We start from the raw sequence: 14,803 nt of genomic DNA on the forward strand, positions 1-14,803 counted from the left end.
GTTTCTGCAATCTCTTGCAAGAGGTTGCGGAGCTGGCCTACTGTTCCCGGCATTCCCCGGATGGTCCCCACCCAGGAGTGCCCATGAACCGAGGCAGCACCGTCGCCGCCCTGCTCGCCACCGCCGCGCTCACCCTCGCCGCCTGCGGCGGGGGTGGCGTCGACACCGATCCGGGTGCCGCCGCGGCCGACCCGAACACCGTCTCCGGCACCATCACCTGGTGGGACACCTCGGACGCGACCAACGAGGCGCCCGCCTTCCGTGAACTGGTCCGCCGGTTCGAGGAGAAGTACCCGAAGATCGACGTCGAGTACGCCAACGTGCCGTTCGACGGCGCCGACGACAAGTTCCGCACGGCCGCGCAGAACGGCAACGGCGCGCCGGACGTGATGCGCGCCGACATCGGCTGGACCCCCACCTTCGCCAAGCTCGGCTACCTGTACCCGCTGGACGGCACCCCCGCGCTGGCCGGCGCCGAGGACTACCTCCCGGTCGCGGCCGAGAGCACCAAGCTGGACGGCAGGACCTACGGCGTCCCGCAGGTCACCGACACGCTCGGGCTGATGTACAACGAGGAGCACTTCGCGAAGGCCGGGATCACCGAGCCGCCGCGCACCTGGGACGAGCTGAGGACCGTGGCGCTCCGGTTGAAGGACGCCAACCCGGGCGGCACCGGCCTGTTCCTGCACGCCGACTCCTACTACCTGCTGCCGTTCGTCTACGGCGAGGGCGGCGACTACGTCGACATGGCCGGCAAGCGGATCACCCTGGACAGCGAGCCGGTGCGGAAGGCGATCGCCACCGTCCAGGACCTGATGGCCGCGGGCGCGGTGACCACCGACACCAGCGCCAACGGCTACACCAACATGCAGAACGCGTTCAAGAGCGGCACCGCGAGCATGGTGCTCAACGGCCCGTGGTCGGTGGCCGACTACCTGACCGGCCAGGCGTTCACCGACCCGGCGAACCTCGGGGTCGCCCCGGTGCCGGCCGGCCCGCACGGGCAGGGCGGCCCGGTCGGCGGGCACAACCTGGTGGTCTACGCCGGGTCGCCGAACGTGGCCGCCGCGCTCCTGTTCGTCGAGTTCGTGAACTCGGCGGAGAGCCAGCGCTACGTCGCCGAGCAGAACAACACCATGCCGACCCGCCAGTCGGTGTATGACACCCCGGAGGTGGCCGGCAACTCGACCATCACCGCGTTCCAGGAGCCGCTGCGGGGCGCCGAGCCGCGCCCGGGCGCACCGGGTGCCGGCGACCTCTACGACCTGTTCACCCCGTTCTACCAGCAGATCCTCGGCGGCCAGGCCAGCGTGCCGGACGCGCTGGGCCAGGCGCAGCGCAAGGCCGCCGACGCGGTGCCGGGATTCGACTCCTGATGACTCCGACGGCTCCGACGGCTCCACTGTGCACCGCCGGGTGGTCCGTACGGGCCACCCGGCGGTCGGGAAGGAGTACCCGGTGACCTCCACGCCGACCACGCCGACCGCCCCGGGCACCGCGGCGGCACCGCTGGGGCCGCCGCCGACCCCGCCGCGCACCCCGCCCCGGCGCCGCCGCCTCGCCGGCTTCTTCGGCCGGCACTACTACGCCTGGGCGATGGTGGCTCCCGTGGTGCTGGTGCTCGCCGTGCTCGTGCTGTACCCCCTGGCCAGGGGCGTCTTCCTGTCGCTGACCAACGCCACGGAGATGAACAGCGGCGGCACGATCGGGGTCAACGAGATCCCGGCGACCTACGAGTTCGTCGGGCTGCGCAACTACATCGAGGTGCTCTCCGGCGCCGACGGCACCTTCTACCCGCGGCTGCTGTGGACACTGCAGTGGACGGTCATCTGCGTAACCCTGCACTACTCGCTCGGGCTCGGGCTGGCGGTGCTGCTCAACCGCGCGCTGCGCGGGCGCACCCTGTACCGGATGCTGCTCATCCTGCCGTGGGCGGTGCCGCCGTTCGTCGCGGCGTTCGGCTGGCGGCTGATCCTCAACAACGAGGGCGGCCTGCTCAACGCCGTGCTCGGCATGGTCGGCGTTCCCGGCGTGGACTGGCTCGGCCAGCCGCTGGCGGCCAAGGTCTCGGTGATCATGGTGAACGTCTGGCTCGGCGTGCCGTTCATGATGGTCGCGCTGCTCGGCGGCCTGCAGACCGTGCCGAGGGAGTTGTACGAGGCCGCCGAGATGGACGGGGCCACCCCGTGGCAGCGGTTCCGCGCGGTGACGCTGCCCGGCCTGCGCCCGGTGTCCGGCACGGTGATCCTGCTCGGCACGATCTGGACGTTCAACCAGTTCCCGGTGATCGCGTTGCTCACCGGCGGCGGACCGGGCGGAGCCACCGACATCCTGGTCACCGAGGCCTACTACCAGGCGTTCCAGGGCATCCGCGACTACGCCGGCGCGGCGACCTACGGCGCGATCATCGCCTCGATGCTGATCGTGTTCGCCTTCTTCTACCGACGCTGGCTGGCCCGCACCGCGAACGAGGTGTTCGGATGACGGCGGCCAGGACCCCGGTACGTAGCCCACTCCGCTCGACCGCGCTGCACGTGCTGCTGGTCGGGGCCAGCGTCGCCGCGGTGTTCCCGGTGGCGTGGGTGGTGCTGACGTCGGTGAAGACCGACCGGGACACCTGGGCCCGCCCCGGCAGCCTCGGCGCGCTGGGCCTGGAGAACTACCGGCAGGTGCTGGTCGACACGCAGTTCGGGCGGTGGTTCGCGAACTCGTTGATCGTGGCCGGCGGCACCACGCTGCTGGCGGTGCTCATCGCGGCCACCGCGGGCTACGCGGCGTCACGGATGCGGTTCCCCGGGCACCGGCCGCTGATGTGGATGTTCCTGGTGGTGCAGATGTTCCCGGCGGCGGTGCTGATCGTGCCGCTGTACAACGTGCTGGCCGACCTGGGTCTGCTGAACACCTACGGCGGGCTGATCCTCGCGCAGTGCACGGTCGCCGTGCCGTACTGCGCGTGGATGCTCAAGGGGTACTTCGACACCATCCCGGTGTCGATCGACGAGGCCGGCCGGATCGACGGGCTCAGCCCGTTCGGCACGTTCTGGCGGTTGATCGTGCCGCTGTCCCGGCCGGGGATCGCGGTGACCGTCTTCTACTCGTTCATCACGGCGTGGGGCGAGGTGGCGTTCGCCAGCGTGTTCATGCAGAGCGAGGACCGCTACCCGCTGCCGGTGGGGATGGCGACCTTCGTCAGCGACTGGACCTCGGAGTGGGGGCTGCTCACCGCGAGCTCGGTGCTGGTGATGGTGCCGGCGGCGGTGGTGTTCTTCCTCGTCCAGCGCCATCTGGTCGCCGGCCTCACCGCCGGCGGCGTCAAGGGTTGAGAGCAAGCGAGAGGAATCGATGACACAGCAGTGGTGGCGCGACGCGGTGATCTACCAGGTGTACGTGCGCAGCTTCGCCGACAGCACCGGCAACGGCATCGGGGACCTCCCCGGGGTGCGCGCCCGCCTCGGCCACATCGCGTCGCTCGGGGTGGACGCCCTGTGGCTGACGCCGTTCTACCCCTCGCCGCAGGCCGACGGGGGCTACGACGTGGCCGACTACCGGGACGTCGACCCGCTGTTCGGCACGTTGGCCGACATGGAAGGACTGATCGCCGACGCGCACGCGGCCGGGTTGCGAGTGCTGGTCGACGTGGTGCCGAACCACACCTCCGACCAGCACCCGTGGTTCGCGGCGGCGCTGGCCGAGGGCCCGGGCTGCGCGGCCAGGGAGCGGTACGTGTTCCGCGACGGGCGCGGGCCGAACGGCGAGCGGCCGCCGAACGACTGGGAGTCGGTGTTCGGCGGACCGGCGTGGACCCGGGTGGCGGACGGGCAGTGGTACCTGCACCTGTTCGACGCCGCGCAGCCGGACCTGAACTGGGAGAACCCGGAGGTGCGCGCCGAGTTCGAGGACGTCCTGCGGTTCTGGCTGGACCGCGGGGTGGACGGGTTCCGGATCGACGTCGCGCACGGGCTGGTCAAGGCACCGGGGCTGCCGGACGTCGGCCGGCCCCGGCAGATCGAGCTCGAGGGCGTGGCCCCGCTGCCCTACTTCGACCAGGACGGCGTGCACGAGATCTACCGGTCGTGGCGGAAGATCCTCGACTCCTATCCGGGTGGGCGGATCGGGGTGGCCGAGGCGTGGGTGCCGAACGCGCACCGCCGCGCGCTGTACCTGCGCCGGGACGAGCTGCACCAGGCGTTCAACTTCCACTACGTGAAGGCGGGCTGGTCGGCCGCGGACTTCCGGCGGGTGGTCGACGAGTCGCTCGCCGCCGTGGCGGAGGTCGACGCGCCGAGCACGTGGGTGCTGTCCAACCACGACATCGAGCGGCACGTCACCCGGTTCGGCGGCGGGGAGGTGGGGCTGCGCCGGGCGCGGGCGGCGGCGCTGCTCACCTTCGCGCTGCCCGGGTCGGTGTACGTGTACCAGGGTGAGGAGCTGGGGCTGCCGGAGGTGACCGACCTGCCGGACGAGGTGCTCGTGGACCCGAAGTGGGAGCGGTCCGGGCGCACCGACCGCGGGCGGGACGGCTGCCGGGTGCCGCTGCCGTGGTCGGGGGAGGCGCCACCGTTCGGGTTCACGACGGGCCCGTCGACGTGGTTGCCGCAGCCGGCGTCGTGGGCGGGGGTGACCGCCGAGGCGCAGGAGGCCGACCCCGACTCGACGCTGGCGCTGTACCGGGCGGCGCTGCGGCTTCGACGGGGGTTGGGCCCGCGTGGGGAGCTGCGCTGGCGGGATCTGGGGCCGGACCTGCTGGTGTTCGAGCGGGGGCCCGGGTTCGTGTGCGTGGTCAACTTCGGCTCGTCGGCGGTGCCGGTGCCGGTGGCCGGCGAGCTAGTGTTGACCAGTGCCCCGCGGAGCGAGTTCGCCGTCGCCGGGGACCACGTGACCATGCCGCCGGACAGCGCTGCCTGGTGGACGACCGCCGCACCGGAGAGCACCGCATGACCCAGCAGCACGCCGAGCAGGCCGTGCGCCTCGCCGACATCGCCGAGCGGGCGGGGGTGAGCGAGGCGACGGTCAGCAGGGTGCTGAACGGCAAGGCGGGGGTGGCGGCGGCGACCCGGCAGGCGGTGCTCACCGCGATGGACCTGCTGGGCTACGAGCGGCCGGCGCGGGCGCGGCAGCGCAGCGCGGGGTTGATCGGGCTCATCATCCCGGAATTGGACAACCCGATCTTCCCGGCGTTCGCGCAGGTGATCGAGCGGACGCTGGCGATGCACGGGTACACGTCGGTGCTGTGCACGCACACGCCGGGCGGGGCGAGCGAGGACGAGTTCGTCGAGGCGCTGACCGGGCGGGGCGTGGCTGGCATCGTGTTCGTGTCCGGGGCGCACTCCGACACCACCGCCAGCCACGACCGGTACGTGCGGCTGGTCGAGCGGGGGATGCCGATGGTGTTCCTCAACGGGTACGCGCCGGGGGTGCGGGCGCCGTTCTTCTCGACCGACGACGGCGCGGCGGTGGAGCTGGCGATCGGTCACCTGCGGGAGCTGGGGCACGAGCGGATCGGGTTGGCGGTGGGACCGGACCGGTTCGTGCCGGCGCAGCGGAAGGCGGCGGCGTTCCGGCGGCTGATGGAGCCGGTGGTGGGGGCCGAGGAGGCCGACCGGCTGGTGGTGCACTCGCTGTTCTCGGTGGAGGGCGGCCACTCGGCGGGGTGGGCGCTGCTGGAGCGGGGCTGCACGGCGGTGGTGTGCGGGAGCGACCTGATGGCGCTCGGCGCGATCCGGGTGGCGCGGCGGCGGGGGCTCGCGGTGCCGAGGGACTTCTCGGTGGTGGGCTTCGACGACTCGCTGCTGATCGCGTTCACCGACCCGCCGCTGACCACGATCCGGCAGCCGGTGCCGGCGATGGCGACGGCCGCCGTACGGACTCTGCTGGAGGAGACCCGCGGGGTGGCTCCACCCAGCGGGGAGTACCTGTTCGCCCCGGAGCTGCTGGTGCGTGGCTCGACCGCGGCCCGCCCGCCCGCACGGGGCTGACGGGCCCGGGTCGCGCCGGATCCGGCGGGCTCGGTGGCCGGGCCGTTCTCGGGCTCCGGACGGCCTGACTACGCGGCTTCCGTGGCGGAGATCCGGTAACGGGCCACCTGGGCGTCGCGGATCGCGGCGCTCTGTTCCGGTGCCGGACCCGATCCGCGGAACCGCTCGAGGTGCTCGTCGGAGTCCCACCGCTCGTACACGTTGATCCGGCCGGGTTCGAGCAGATCGGGCGACAGGGCGAAGTCGAGGCACCCCGGCGCACGGCGAGCCTGCTCCACGACGGCGCGGCATCCGGCCAGGTACCCGTCCCGCTCAGCCGGATCCACCTCGACCCAGCCGGACACGGTGATCATGTCGTCCCCTCCCTGCTCACCGGGAGGCTACCGAGCGACACCGACAAGACGGGATCGTCGCCGGCCACGGACACCCCGAGCCGTCGCCGCGAAGCGCGGATCCGCCCTCACCGTCGGACAGAACTCGTAGGCTCGACCCCCGAGATCGGCCAACCCGACCCCACCCCGGACCGAAATATCGACAAATCCACGATTTAGGCCTCTCTAGACCCTCCCCCGCCCTCTCCGGGGGACCGGCCCCGCTTCCAGCCTATCGACTCTCGGGGCGCGGGACGGGGGTCGCGGAAATCTGTGGATCACTGATGGGTGATGTGGACAACTCGGCCTTGGGCGGGGGTGGTCGGTGGCGCGCTGAGGCTTGATGTGGTATCGAGCGCGGCTTTCGTACGGGGTCGCCTGGGTGGTTCGGGCCGCGTGGGTGGTTCAGCGAAGGTGGTCGAGCAGCGCCACGAAGGACGGCTCGGAGAGGACGAGCAGCGGGCTGGCGTCGCCAAGCTTGCCGTCCCGCACCGCCCACTGGCCGGTGGCCCGCCCGACCTCCACGCAAGCCTCCCCGCTGTCGCTATGAGAAGGCTTCCGCACGCTTCGCGGGTCGGGCACCCCCGCGACTTCCACGCAGTTCTCAGCACCATCGCTCTGCGAGGACTTTCGCATGGATCCCGGGCTGGGAACCGGCGCGACTTCGACGCAGTTCTCGCCACCGCCGCTGTAGGAGGACTTCCGCCAACTGATGCTCTCCAAGACGGGCATCATCGGCGGCGACCTCCTACTACAACTCGGCGATCCTCCGGACAACCAGGTCGATCGTCTGCCGCTCGCTCAGCGCGGCTACCCGTAGTTTGTCATACGCCAGGTTGTAGGCGCGGGTGTGTTCTCGCCCCAGGTAGTCCGAGCCGGTCAGGCTCTCGACGTAGACGATGCCGGGCCTACCTTCGAAGAGATTGACGATGGTGAAAGCCACACCGTGGGAGGCGTGAGCACCTCCATCGAAGGGGATCACCTGCACGGTGATGTTCGGCCGAGCCGCCAACTCTTTCACCCGCTCCAACTGCTTGCGCAGCACCTTCGGACCGCCGATTTGCCGGTACAACGCGGCTTCGTCGAGAACGAGCCAGAGCCGAGCCTCGCCAGACAAGAAGCGCTCGGCACGCGCGGCTCGCTCCTCGGCCATCCGGTCCAGCTCGGCTGGCGAGAACATCACCGCCTCCGCCAACAGCGCGTAGGCATAGTCGTACGTCTGCAACGTTCCGGGAATGACGTCGATGTTGAAGATCTTCACCTCGTGGGCTGCGGCCAGGAGGTTGACGTACTTGACCGCCCAGTCGGGCACCCGCGCCGGCGGTAGCCTGCGCCGCGCCTCGACCGCGAGCTCCCGCAGCCGGCCGGCGCGGTCGTCCACGATCCCGTAGACCTTGATCGCCTTGGCCAGGTCCTTGTCGGTCACCTTGGCGTCACCCTGCTCGATCTTGGACAACTTGCCCGCATACCAGCCGAGCGCCTTCGTCGCGTCGGCCGTGGAGAGGCCCGCCGCCTCGCGGGCGTCGCGCAGCTCCGCGCCGAGAAGGATCCGCTGGACGACAGGGCCGGGGTCAGTGCCACTCATGCGGCCATCTTCCCGCAAGTTGGATCGGGCATGCGTCATCCTATTGGGTGGATGTGTAACTAGAAATTCTAGTTTAGATTTCTTCCCATGGACGACGAGAGCCAGGGACACCTCGCTGCGATCGCGCGAACCTGCCAGCGCGGGTTCCGGTTCGTGCATCTGCGCCGGAACGGCGAGGTGGCCGCGATCCACGGGCAGCGCTGGCGAGCCGGTGCCGTGGACACCTACCTGGTACTGGGTCCGGACGAGGCCGTGGGCGCGCGGTACCGCGCGGAGGACTACGGCATGGCCGGCCGCGCCCCGCTGTGGCAGACCACCGGCTCCGTCGCCGACGTGATCGCCGAGCTGCTCGCCCTGCCGCCGCACGGCGCGCCGGGTGCGCCCCGGCTGGCCGTCCGCCCGGCCAGCGCGCTGTGGATTCCGGGGAGGGTGTTGTGAGGGTGGTCGTGCTGGTCGGCGCGCTGGCCGTCGTGCTGTCGGGTTGCGGCGGCGAGGAAGCGCCGCGGGCGTCGGGCCCGCCCAGCATGCCGCCACCGAGCACGCAACGACCGGTCGGAGAGCTGGACCGGCTGCCGAACCTGGCCTCGGTGCTCACCGCCGACCGGGTGACCGAACTGCTCGGCGGGCCGGCTCGCCCCCTCTCCAGCCCGCGGAGCACCCCGCACTCGCTGCGGCTGGCGGTGTGCAATCCGGACTTCACCGCGACGCTCACGCTGTCCGCCGACGCGGTGCGGTCGGCTGGCGGGTCGTCGGTGGACCTGGCCGGGCGGATGTTCCGGGACGGGCTGATCCCGCCGGAGCGGTTCCGGGCGGTGAGCGTCCGCGGCGCGGACGAGGCGGCGCTGAAGCTCGAGGAGGGCGCGGTCCGGGTCACCACCCGGACGGGCAATGTGCTGATCGACCTCCGGCACGTCGGCGACGCACCGGCCGAGGCCCTGCGGGACCGGGTGGTCCGGCTGGCCACCGACCTGGTCGCGCTGCTCCCGAGGAGCTGACCGTGCTACCGGTCGCGCAGCTCCGCCTCCAACCGGCGCAGCCGGTCCGCGATGTCCTGCTCGGTCGCCCCGGCGACGGTGAGCCACCCCGCGCCGTCCACGCCGCCGACGAGACGACCGTGTTCCGTGTCGATCCAGAACGGCGGTCTGCTGGTGAGCCGCCGGGTGCCGGCGGAGTCGCGGACGGCGGCGTAGAGGTGGCCGACGTGTACGCGCGGCGCGGTGAGCCAGCGGACGATCTGCCGCGCGTCGCGGGCGCTGCCGCCGTCGGACGGGGACTCGCCGGCCCGCAACGCCTCGTAGTCCGCCGCGGCGCAGGACATCGAGTGCACCCGCGCGGGCGGGGTGTCCGGCAGCTGGCGGGCGAGGACCTCGGGGGCGCGCTCCGGTTCGGCTGGCCAGAGGAAGAGGGTGTCGTCGTTGGCGATGGCGAGCACCCCCTCCCTGCCGCTGCGGGCGGTACGCACGGTGATGTTGGTGCCGTTGATGCTGGCCCAGGTGAAGTACTCGGTGCCGGGGCGTTGCAGAACCTGCACGGTGTCGAGGAAGTCGGCGGTGATCCGGCCGCGTTGGGCGAGGCCGAGCTTCTCCAGCTCGGCGTTGGCGTCCTCGCGCAGCCGCCGGCGCTCGTCGGGCGGGTACCACTTCTCCCCGCCGGCGAGCGTGATGTGTGGTTCGCCGAGGTTGTGCTCCTCCAGCATCGCCTTGTACGTGCGGAGGCTGATCTCGACGTGGTCGTGCAGCATGTCCCCCCTCCACCGACCCGCTACCGGGTCGAGCCGTGCTCAGCCCCCGATCGTGGGTGGCGTGGTCTTGCCGAGCTGGCCGCGAAAGACCTGCTCCGGGTCCTCGCCGGGCACCTGGATCTTGCGCTGGTGCTCCTCGTCCTCCGCGCCCTTGCCGCGACCTCCCCCGGCCGCGCCCATCGGGGCACCCATCGGAGCGCCGCCGCGGCCGGTCGCACCCGGTGCGCCCGCGGCGCCCGGACGGGCGGCACCGGGTTCGCCGGGCATCCCCACGCCGGAGCCGCGGCCGGGGGCGGGCGGGGCGCCGGGTGCTCCTGGATTGCCGCCGATCGGGCCGAAGCCGCGACCGGGCGCGGCACCGTACCCACCGCCACCCGCGCGTGGCGCGCCACCGGTCGGGCCGTACCCGCCGGTGCGCGGACCGGGCGAGGTGCCCGTGCCACCACCGGTCGGTCCGTACCCGGGGCCGAAGCCGGGGTTCGGGCGCGGCGGGGGAGTGCCTCCCTGGCCGGGAGGCGGCCGGTAGCCGGTGCCACCGCCCGGGGTGCGTGGCGGCGGCGCGGTCCGCGACGGGGCGGTGGCGTCGCCGGGCTGCCGGGTCGGCGAGGTCCAAGTGGCGGCCGGCGCCTGCGGTTGCGGGGTTGGCGCGGGGGCGTTGACCTGCGGCGGAGGCGCGACGGCACCACCCGTGCCGCCACGGTAGCCGCTCGTGGTGGTCGGGCCGTCGTAGGCACTGCCACCACGCACGTTCGGCGAGGTGCCACCGGGGTGGTCGACGGAACTGGCCGGTGTGGTCGTGTCGACGCTGCCGCCGGGCGCGAGGCCGGCCGGTTGGTAGTCGAAGGCCAGCCGGGAGCGATTGGCCTCGGTGGCCGCGGAGTAGGCCTCGTACCGCGCGATGTTGTTCTGGTTGTCCGCCACCCACCGCGTGGCCACCTCGACCGGATTGCCGAGCACCACGTCGTTGAAGTCGAACTGCGGACGCTCGGTCTCGAGCGGGCGCAACGCACCACGGGTCTCGTGGAAGGCCGAGTTCTGCTCGTACATCGACTCCCGCGCGGCCTGCAGCTTCGCGGCCGCGTCGACACTGGTCTCGATCAGCGGAACGAGCCCGGCGGAGGCGGACTCCGCACCGCCGCCCTTCCAGAACTGGAGCAGCTCCATCTGCCCGCGCCCGAGCGTAACCGCCATCTGCTGGTGGGTGACCTCCAACCGGTGCGAGGCCTGCTGTGCGGCGTCGAGCTTCTCCGTGGTCGCGGCGTTGGCGTTCATGAGCCAGAAGATCTCCGCACCCGAGTAGGCCATGTCACTGCACCTCCTTCAGCCGCTGGACCGCTAATTCCGCCACCTTCGTCACTGCCCCACAAGGATTCGCATAATGCGGGCTACCGGGATCTATGATGCCGATGAAAAGATACTGCTGGTCATTCCGAACCCCTACGGCCAGCGAGCAGCGGCCGTCACTCTTTGGCGCAGTGGTTCGATAGACCACCGCAGGGTAACCTGCAATTTCCGGCACCGGTGTGAAAAGCGGGATCTTCCCCTGCGCATGTTTCTCATACAGGGTATCGAGCCCGCCGGCGAAGTCTTCACTGTTCAATCCTGCGCTGATACTGCTCGTACGATCCAGAAAAATATCACACGTAGTACTTCTCTGCGCGGCGCTGTCGCTACGCAAGCTTTCCACCTGAAGCCCTACTGCTTCAAGTTGCTCCTTGGGTACGAAGTCGCAGGGAGCAGCCTCGACCTGGGCAGTGTTCAGCGGATTGGCAACCAGGGGCGCACCATGCTGTGGAGCATCGCCATCGATTCCGGACGTAGGCGGCGCCGGTGACGCCGTACCACTCGTGCCTCCACGGTCACACGCGCCCGCCACGGTGAGAGCGACAAACGAAACGCCAACGACAAGGGCTCTAGGACGCATCGCCAGCCTTTCCCCGCAATGCCTCCAATGCCGCCTCATCCTGGCGCGAATAGGCATCTCGAACTTCTTTTAGCGTGTCTATGTAGGCAGTCAAGAAAGTCCTGTTCTGCTCAAAGACTCCTTTCCAGGACTCACCAGACCGGTTCGCATCCGCTACGTACGACTCGCTCACCAGCTCGTGGCCGGGTGGATCGATCCCGGTCACGTAGCCTGCATCCCGTTCCAACCGCAGAATGTCGTTACGTATCACGTCTTCGAGATAGCGGATGACGCTGTCCATGGCGTCCGGGTCGAACTCCCAGGCGCCGCCGGCCGAGGCGGACCCGAAGTCGATCTTCGCCTGGGCGGCACCCAGAGCCGCGTAGTCCGGCGCCGCCTTTCCCTCGACGACCTCCACGCCACCCCCGGGCGCTGGTTCGCCTCCCACGAGCATGCCCTCCCTCGCACGTCGTTCCCGTGGCACCCCCGCGCCACGCGTGTTCAACGGCTCACCGTCCGTTGCAGGGGCCGATTCTGCCACAGGCAACGCCCCGCAAATAGCCGTTCCGAAAGGAACCGAACGCGTAGGGTGACCGTCTCAGTACCGCAGCCGATACACCCGGCCACTACTCCGTCAGGTCGCTTGCGAACGCTGTTCATGATCGGCTTCGCTGGGAGCGCCGGGTGCACCGAAGCGGAGGAGACCGACATGCCCTTTCTTCGCGGTGGCCGCGAGGCGGGGGACCCCGACGACGCGCCCGCCGTCCTCACCGAGTCGTCCCGCCCCCGGTTCGACCCGTTCCGGCCCGACCCCGACCCGGCCTTTGAGGTCGACGCCGCCGACCTGCTGCGCCCCCTGCTCGAACCCGGCCCCGGCGGCCTGCTCCGCTGGCGCAAGCAGTCCACCAACGCGCCGATCGTGCATGTCGAGGACGCCTACATCATTGGAAGGCTCGACCTGCGCGCCGCCGACCTGCGCTTCCTCTTCCGCTTCGAACGCTGCCGCTTCGAGCACCCGCCGGACGTCCGCGAGGCGAATCTCCTCGGCCTGGTCTTCCGCCAGTGCTGGCTGCCCGGGCTCAAGGCCCGCAACCTTCGCAGCCGCAACGACGTCCGGCTCATCCGCAGCTGGGTGGAGGTGGACGACAGCGGTCGCGTCGACAACGAGACCACCGTCCGTCGCGCCCGCGACGTCGACCGTGGAGTGCCGGACGCCGCGGTGAACCTCACCGACGCCGTCATCGAGGGCTCGCTCATCCTCACCCGCACCCGCATCGAGCACCCCCGCGCCAAGGCCGTCCAGGCCGACCGCCTGGTCGTCACCGGCGCGCTGCTGGCCTACCGCCTGGAAGCCGTCGGCGAGGTTCGCATCCCCGGCCTGCGCGCCGGCGGTAACGTCAACCTTTCCGGAGCCACGCTGCACAACCCCGACGGCTTCGCGCTCAACGGCAACGGCGTGCACATCGGGGGCAGCCTGCTCTGCGAGATCGACACCTACAGCCGGGAGCCCGAGAGCCGCCCGTTCTCCGCCAACGGCGTGCTCTTCCTGCCCAGCGCGAAGGTCGACAGTGACATCGTGCTGCGCGGCGCCAAGCTCGAGGTCGACCAGACCGGACCGATCTGCGTCGACGCCTGGACCACCGGGGACCCGTACGTCGACCCCCGACCGGCGCTGATCGCCGACCGGCTCCGGGTGGACGGCAACGTCGAGCTGTCCGACCAGCTCGACGTCGTCGGCACGATCCGCATGGTCAACGCGCACATCGGCGGGTCGCTGCGGCTCGCCGGGGCGCGGATCAGGGTCCGTCGCGGGGAGGTGGAGCCCTACTACGACCGCGCGCTGCACCTCGACGGCACCGAGATCAACGGTGACGTGCAGGCCACCGGTTTGCGGGTCGACGGCATGCTGCGGCTGGCCGACGTGACCATCGGCGGCAACGTGCTCGCCTGGAACGCTCGGCTGCGGCACCCCGACCGGGACGTCCTGTCCGCCCGCCGCTCCCGGATCACCGGAAACCTGCACCTGATCAACACGACGCTGACCGGCACGCTGCGGCTGCAGGGCCTGGACGTCGGCGGCAGCATCGTCCTGCAGGGCACGCAGCTCAGCGAGCCGTTCACGTTGAGCTCCAGCAGCTACTCCGTCGACCTGCGCACGGTGCGGGTCGGCCGGGACGTGGCGATGAACGCCTACCGGGAGCGGGCGTTCCACGCCGAGGGCGGGGTGACGATGGATGGCGCCACCGTCGGGCGGCGGGTGGGCCTCGATGGGGCGGTGCTGACCTCGACCGACGCCCACCGGATCGCGCTCGACGCGGGCGGGGTGACCGCCGACGAGTTCGTGCTCACGCTCGCCGAGCCGCCGCGCGGCCGGGTACTGCTGGGCGGTGCGCGGTGCGGCACGCTGACCGACAACGAGGAGCTGTGGCGCGCCCGCGACGGCATCGAGTTGGAGGACTTCCGGTACGACGCGCTGTCCGAGTCGGTGCCGCTCGGCGGCGACAGCATCATCGACCGGCGCATCGAGCTGCTCGGCCAGGCGATGGGTGGTTACCGGCCGGGGCCGTACGACCAGCTGGCCAGCATGCTCCGCGCGTGCGGCAACGAGGAGCACGCCGACACGGTGCTGCTCCGCAAGCAGCAGTACCGGTACGAGTCGCTGGCGCGGGGCTACCGCTTTCTCGGGCCCGGCGTGCGGCTGTGGAGTTGGCTGCAGCGGTGGATGGTGGGTTACGGCTACCGGCCGGTGCGCGCGCTCGCGTGGCTGCTGATGCTGCTGGTCGCGGGGAGCCTGTGGTTCGGCCTCGGCTCGGACGACTGCGTGCGGGACGACCGGCTGCACGCCATCGACAACGAGCGGTGCGTGGTCAACGAGGACGACACCGGGCTGGAGTGGAACCCGGTGCTCTACACCGTCGACCTGCTGGTGCCGATCGTCGACTTCGGCAACAAGGGCCGGTGGTACATGGGCGGCGCGGACAAGTGGGTCGCCGTCGGGTTCACCGCGATGGGGTGGGTCCTGGCGACCACGGTGGCCGCCGGCGTGACCCGGACGCTGCGCCGCAACAGCTGACCGCTCGGCCCCGCGGTAGCACCACGTCCCAGGATGCGCCAACGTTCGCCCCTGCGGCAGGGATGCCAAGGAAGCCGACAATTCCGAAAAAGCCGACACGCGCCGCCCAGGTACCCCACCCCCCACCCGCACCTTGGGGGCGGCCCCGCTTCCAG

15 protein-coding genes are annotated in these 14,803 nt (G+C 71.1%); 8 read left to right on the plus strand and 7 right to left on the minus strand.

The features are described from left to right. Positions 1-83: 83 nt before the first annotated feature. The 5 genes from BM051_RS11960 (at position 84) to BM051_RS11980 (ending at position 5,975) form a co-directional block, all read left to right on the plus strand. Complete coding sequence (locus BM051_RS11960) at positions 84-1,376, plus strand: extracellular solute-binding protein (RefSeq protein ID WP_092530142.1); 1,293 nt, start codon at positions 84-86, stop codon at positions 1,374-1,376. 220 nt (positions 1,377-1,596) lie between these two features. Beyond that, on the plus strand, positions 1,597-2,484 hold the full coding sequence (locus BM051_RS11965; RefSeq protein WP_177216926.1) for a carbohydrate ABC transporter permease: 888 nt from the start codon (positions 1,597-1,599) through the stop codon (positions 2,482-2,484). Next, positions 2,481-3,323 (plus strand): sugar ABC transporter permease, encoded by an 843-nt coding sequence (locus BM051_RS11970; protein WP_092530144.1) that lies wholly within the window; start codon positions 2,481-2,483, stop codon positions 3,321-3,323. The genes BM051_RS11965 and BM051_RS11970 overlap by 4 nt, the downstream gene beginning before the upstream one ends. A 19-nt stretch (positions 3,324-3,342) precedes the next feature. Next, positions 3,343-4,938 (plus strand): glycoside hydrolase family 13 protein, encoded by a 1,596-nt coding sequence (locus BM051_RS11975; protein WP_092530145.1) that lies wholly within the window; start codon positions 3,343-3,345, stop codon positions 4,936-4,938. Beyond that, complete coding sequence (locus tag BM051_RS11980; RefSeq protein ID WP_092530393.1) at positions 4,935-5,975, plus strand: LacI family DNA-binding transcriptional regulator; 1,041 nt, start codon at positions 4,935-4,937, stop codon at positions 5,973-5,975. The genes BM051_RS11975 and BM051_RS11980 overlap by 4 nt, the downstream gene beginning before the upstream one ends. Positions 5,976-6,043: 68 nt before the next feature. Here the strand turns inward: BM051_RS11980 and BM051_RS11985 are convergent, their stop codons facing one another. From BM051_RS11985 to BM051_RS11995, 3 genes are all read right to left on the minus strand, one after another. Beyond that, positions 6,044-6,328 carry a putative quinol monooxygenase gene (locus BM051_RS11985; RefSeq protein ID WP_092530146.1) on the minus strand — a complete coding sequence of 95 codons (285 nt, stop codon included), beginning with the start codon at positions 6,326-6,328 and terminating at the stop codon, positions 6,044-6,046. Positions 6,329-6,751: 423 nt separating this feature from the next. Beyond that, on the minus strand, positions 6,752-7,081 hold the full coding sequence (locus BM051_RS30335) for a DUF397 domain-containing protein (protein ID WP_092530147.1): 330 nt from the start codon (positions 7,079-7,081) through the stop codon (positions 6,752-6,754). Between the two features lie 16 nt (positions 7,082-7,097). After that, on the minus strand, positions 7,098-7,931 hold the full coding sequence (locus tag BM051_RS11995) for a helix-turn-helix domain-containing protein (RefSeq protein ID WP_166677663.1): 834 nt from the start codon (positions 7,929-7,931) through the stop codon (positions 7,098-7,100). An 87-nt stretch (positions 7,932-8,018) separates the two neighbouring features. Between BM051_RS11995 and BM051_RS12000 the strand changes: the two genes are divergently transcribed. Continuing rightward, positions 8,019-8,369 (plus strand): hypothetical protein, encoded by a 351-nt coding sequence (locus tag BM051_RS12000; protein WP_166677662.1) that lies wholly within the window; start codon positions 8,019-8,021, stop codon positions 8,367-8,369. Next, positions 8,366-8,926 (plus strand): hypothetical protein, encoded by a 561-nt coding sequence (locus tag BM051_RS12005; RefSeq protein ID WP_134046061.1) that lies wholly within the window; start codon positions 8,366-8,368, stop codon positions 8,924-8,926. The genes BM051_RS12000 and BM051_RS12005 overlap by 4 nt, the downstream gene beginning before the upstream one ends. A 5-nt stretch (positions 8,927-8,931) precedes the next feature. On the opposite strand, the gene BM051_RS12010 is transcribed toward BM051_RS12005, so the two are convergent. From BM051_RS12010 to BM051_RS12025, 4 genes are read right to left on the minus strand one after another with little or no spacing between them, the layout of a single operon-like run. Further along, entirely contained in the window at positions 8,932-9,672 is a 741-nt protein-coding gene (locus BM051_RS12010) for an ESX secretion-associated protein EspG (protein ID WP_092530151.1), read from the minus strand. A 39-nt stretch (positions 9,673-9,711) separates the two neighbouring features. Next, positions 9,712-10,977 (minus strand): hypothetical protein, encoded by a 1,266-nt coding sequence (locus BM051_RS12015; protein WP_092530152.1) that lies wholly within the window; start codon positions 10,975-10,977, stop codon positions 9,712-9,714. A 1-nt stretch (position 10,978) separates the two neighbouring features. Beyond that, entirely contained in the window at positions 10,979-11,653 is a 675-nt protein-coding gene (locus BM051_RS12020) for a DUF3558 family protein (protein ID WP_092530153.1), read from the minus strand. Then, on the minus strand, positions 11,586-11,993 hold the full coding sequence (locus tag BM051_RS12025) for a hypothetical protein (RefSeq protein ID WP_134046059.1): 408 nt from the start codon (positions 11,991-11,993) through the stop codon (positions 11,586-11,588). Before BM051_RS12025 ends, BM051_RS12020 begins: the two co-directional genes overlap by 68 nt. Positions 11,994-12,284: 291 nt before the next feature. Here BM051_RS12025 and BM051_RS12030 point away from each other — a divergent pair, with 291 nt between their 5' ends. Then, complete coding sequence (locus tag BM051_RS12030; RefSeq protein ID WP_092530394.1) at positions 12,285-14,648, plus strand: oxidoreductase; 2,364 nt, start codon at positions 12,285-12,287, stop codon at positions 14,646-14,648. Positions 14,649-14,803 lie beyond the last annotated feature (155 nt).

It is taken from the genome of Amycolatopsis arida, from assembly GCF_900115565.1.
GTDB classification, from domain to species: domain Bacteria; phylum Actinomycetota; class Actinomycetes; order Mycobacteriales; family Pseudonocardiaceae; genus Yuhushiella; species Yuhushiella arida.

Coding starts and splice junctions, on each gene's coding strand:
- BM051_RS12015 (WP_092530152.1), bottom strand. CDS start 10,977: ATGGCCTACTCGGGTGCGGAGATCTTCTGGCTCATGAACGCCAACGCC.
- BM051_RS12020 (WP_092530153.1), bottom strand. CDS start 11,653: ATGCCTATTCGCGCCAGGATGAGGCGGCATTGGAGGCATTGCGGGGAA.
- BM051_RS11960 (WP_092530142.1), top strand. CDS start 84: ATGAACCGAGGCAGCACCGTCGCCGCCCTGCTCGCCACCGCCGCGCTC.
- BM051_RS11995 (WP_166677663.1), bottom strand. CDS start 7,931: ATGAGTGGCACTGACCCCGGCCCTGTCGTCCAGCGGATCCTTCTCGGC.
- BM051_RS11965 (WP_177216926.1), top strand. CDS start 1,597: ATGGTGGCTCCCGTGGTGCTGGTGCTCGCCGTGCTCGTGCTGTACCCC.
- BM051_RS12010 (WP_092530151.1), bottom strand. CDS start 9,672: ATGCTGCACGACCACGTCGAGATCAGCCTCCGCACGTACAAGGCGATG.
- BM051_RS11980 (WP_092530393.1), top strand. CDS start 4,935: ATGACCCAGCAGCACGCCGAGCAGGCCGTGCGCCTCGCCGACATCGCC.
- BM051_RS30335 (WP_092530147.1), bottom strand. CDS start 7,081: ATGATGCCCGTCTTGGAGAGCATCAGTTGGCGGAAGTCCTCCTACAGC.
- BM051_RS11985 (WP_092530146.1), bottom strand. CDS start 6,328: ATGATCACCGTGTCCGGCTGGGTCGAGGTGGATCCGGCTGAGCGGGAC.
- BM051_RS11975 (WP_092530145.1), top strand. CDS start 3,343: ATGACACAGCAGTGGTGGCGCGACGCGGTGATCTACCAGGTGTACGTG.
- BM051_RS12000 (WP_166677662.1), top strand. CDS start 8,019: ATGGACGACGAGAGCCAGGGACACCTCGCTGCGATCGCGCGAACCTGC.
- BM051_RS12030 (WP_092530394.1), top strand. CDS start 12,285: ATGCCCTTTCTTCGCGGTGGCCGCGAGGCGGGGGACCCCGACGACGCG.
- BM051_RS11970 (WP_092530144.1), top strand. CDS start 2,481: ATGACGGCGGCCAGGACCCCGGTACGTAGCCCACTCCGCTCGACCGCG.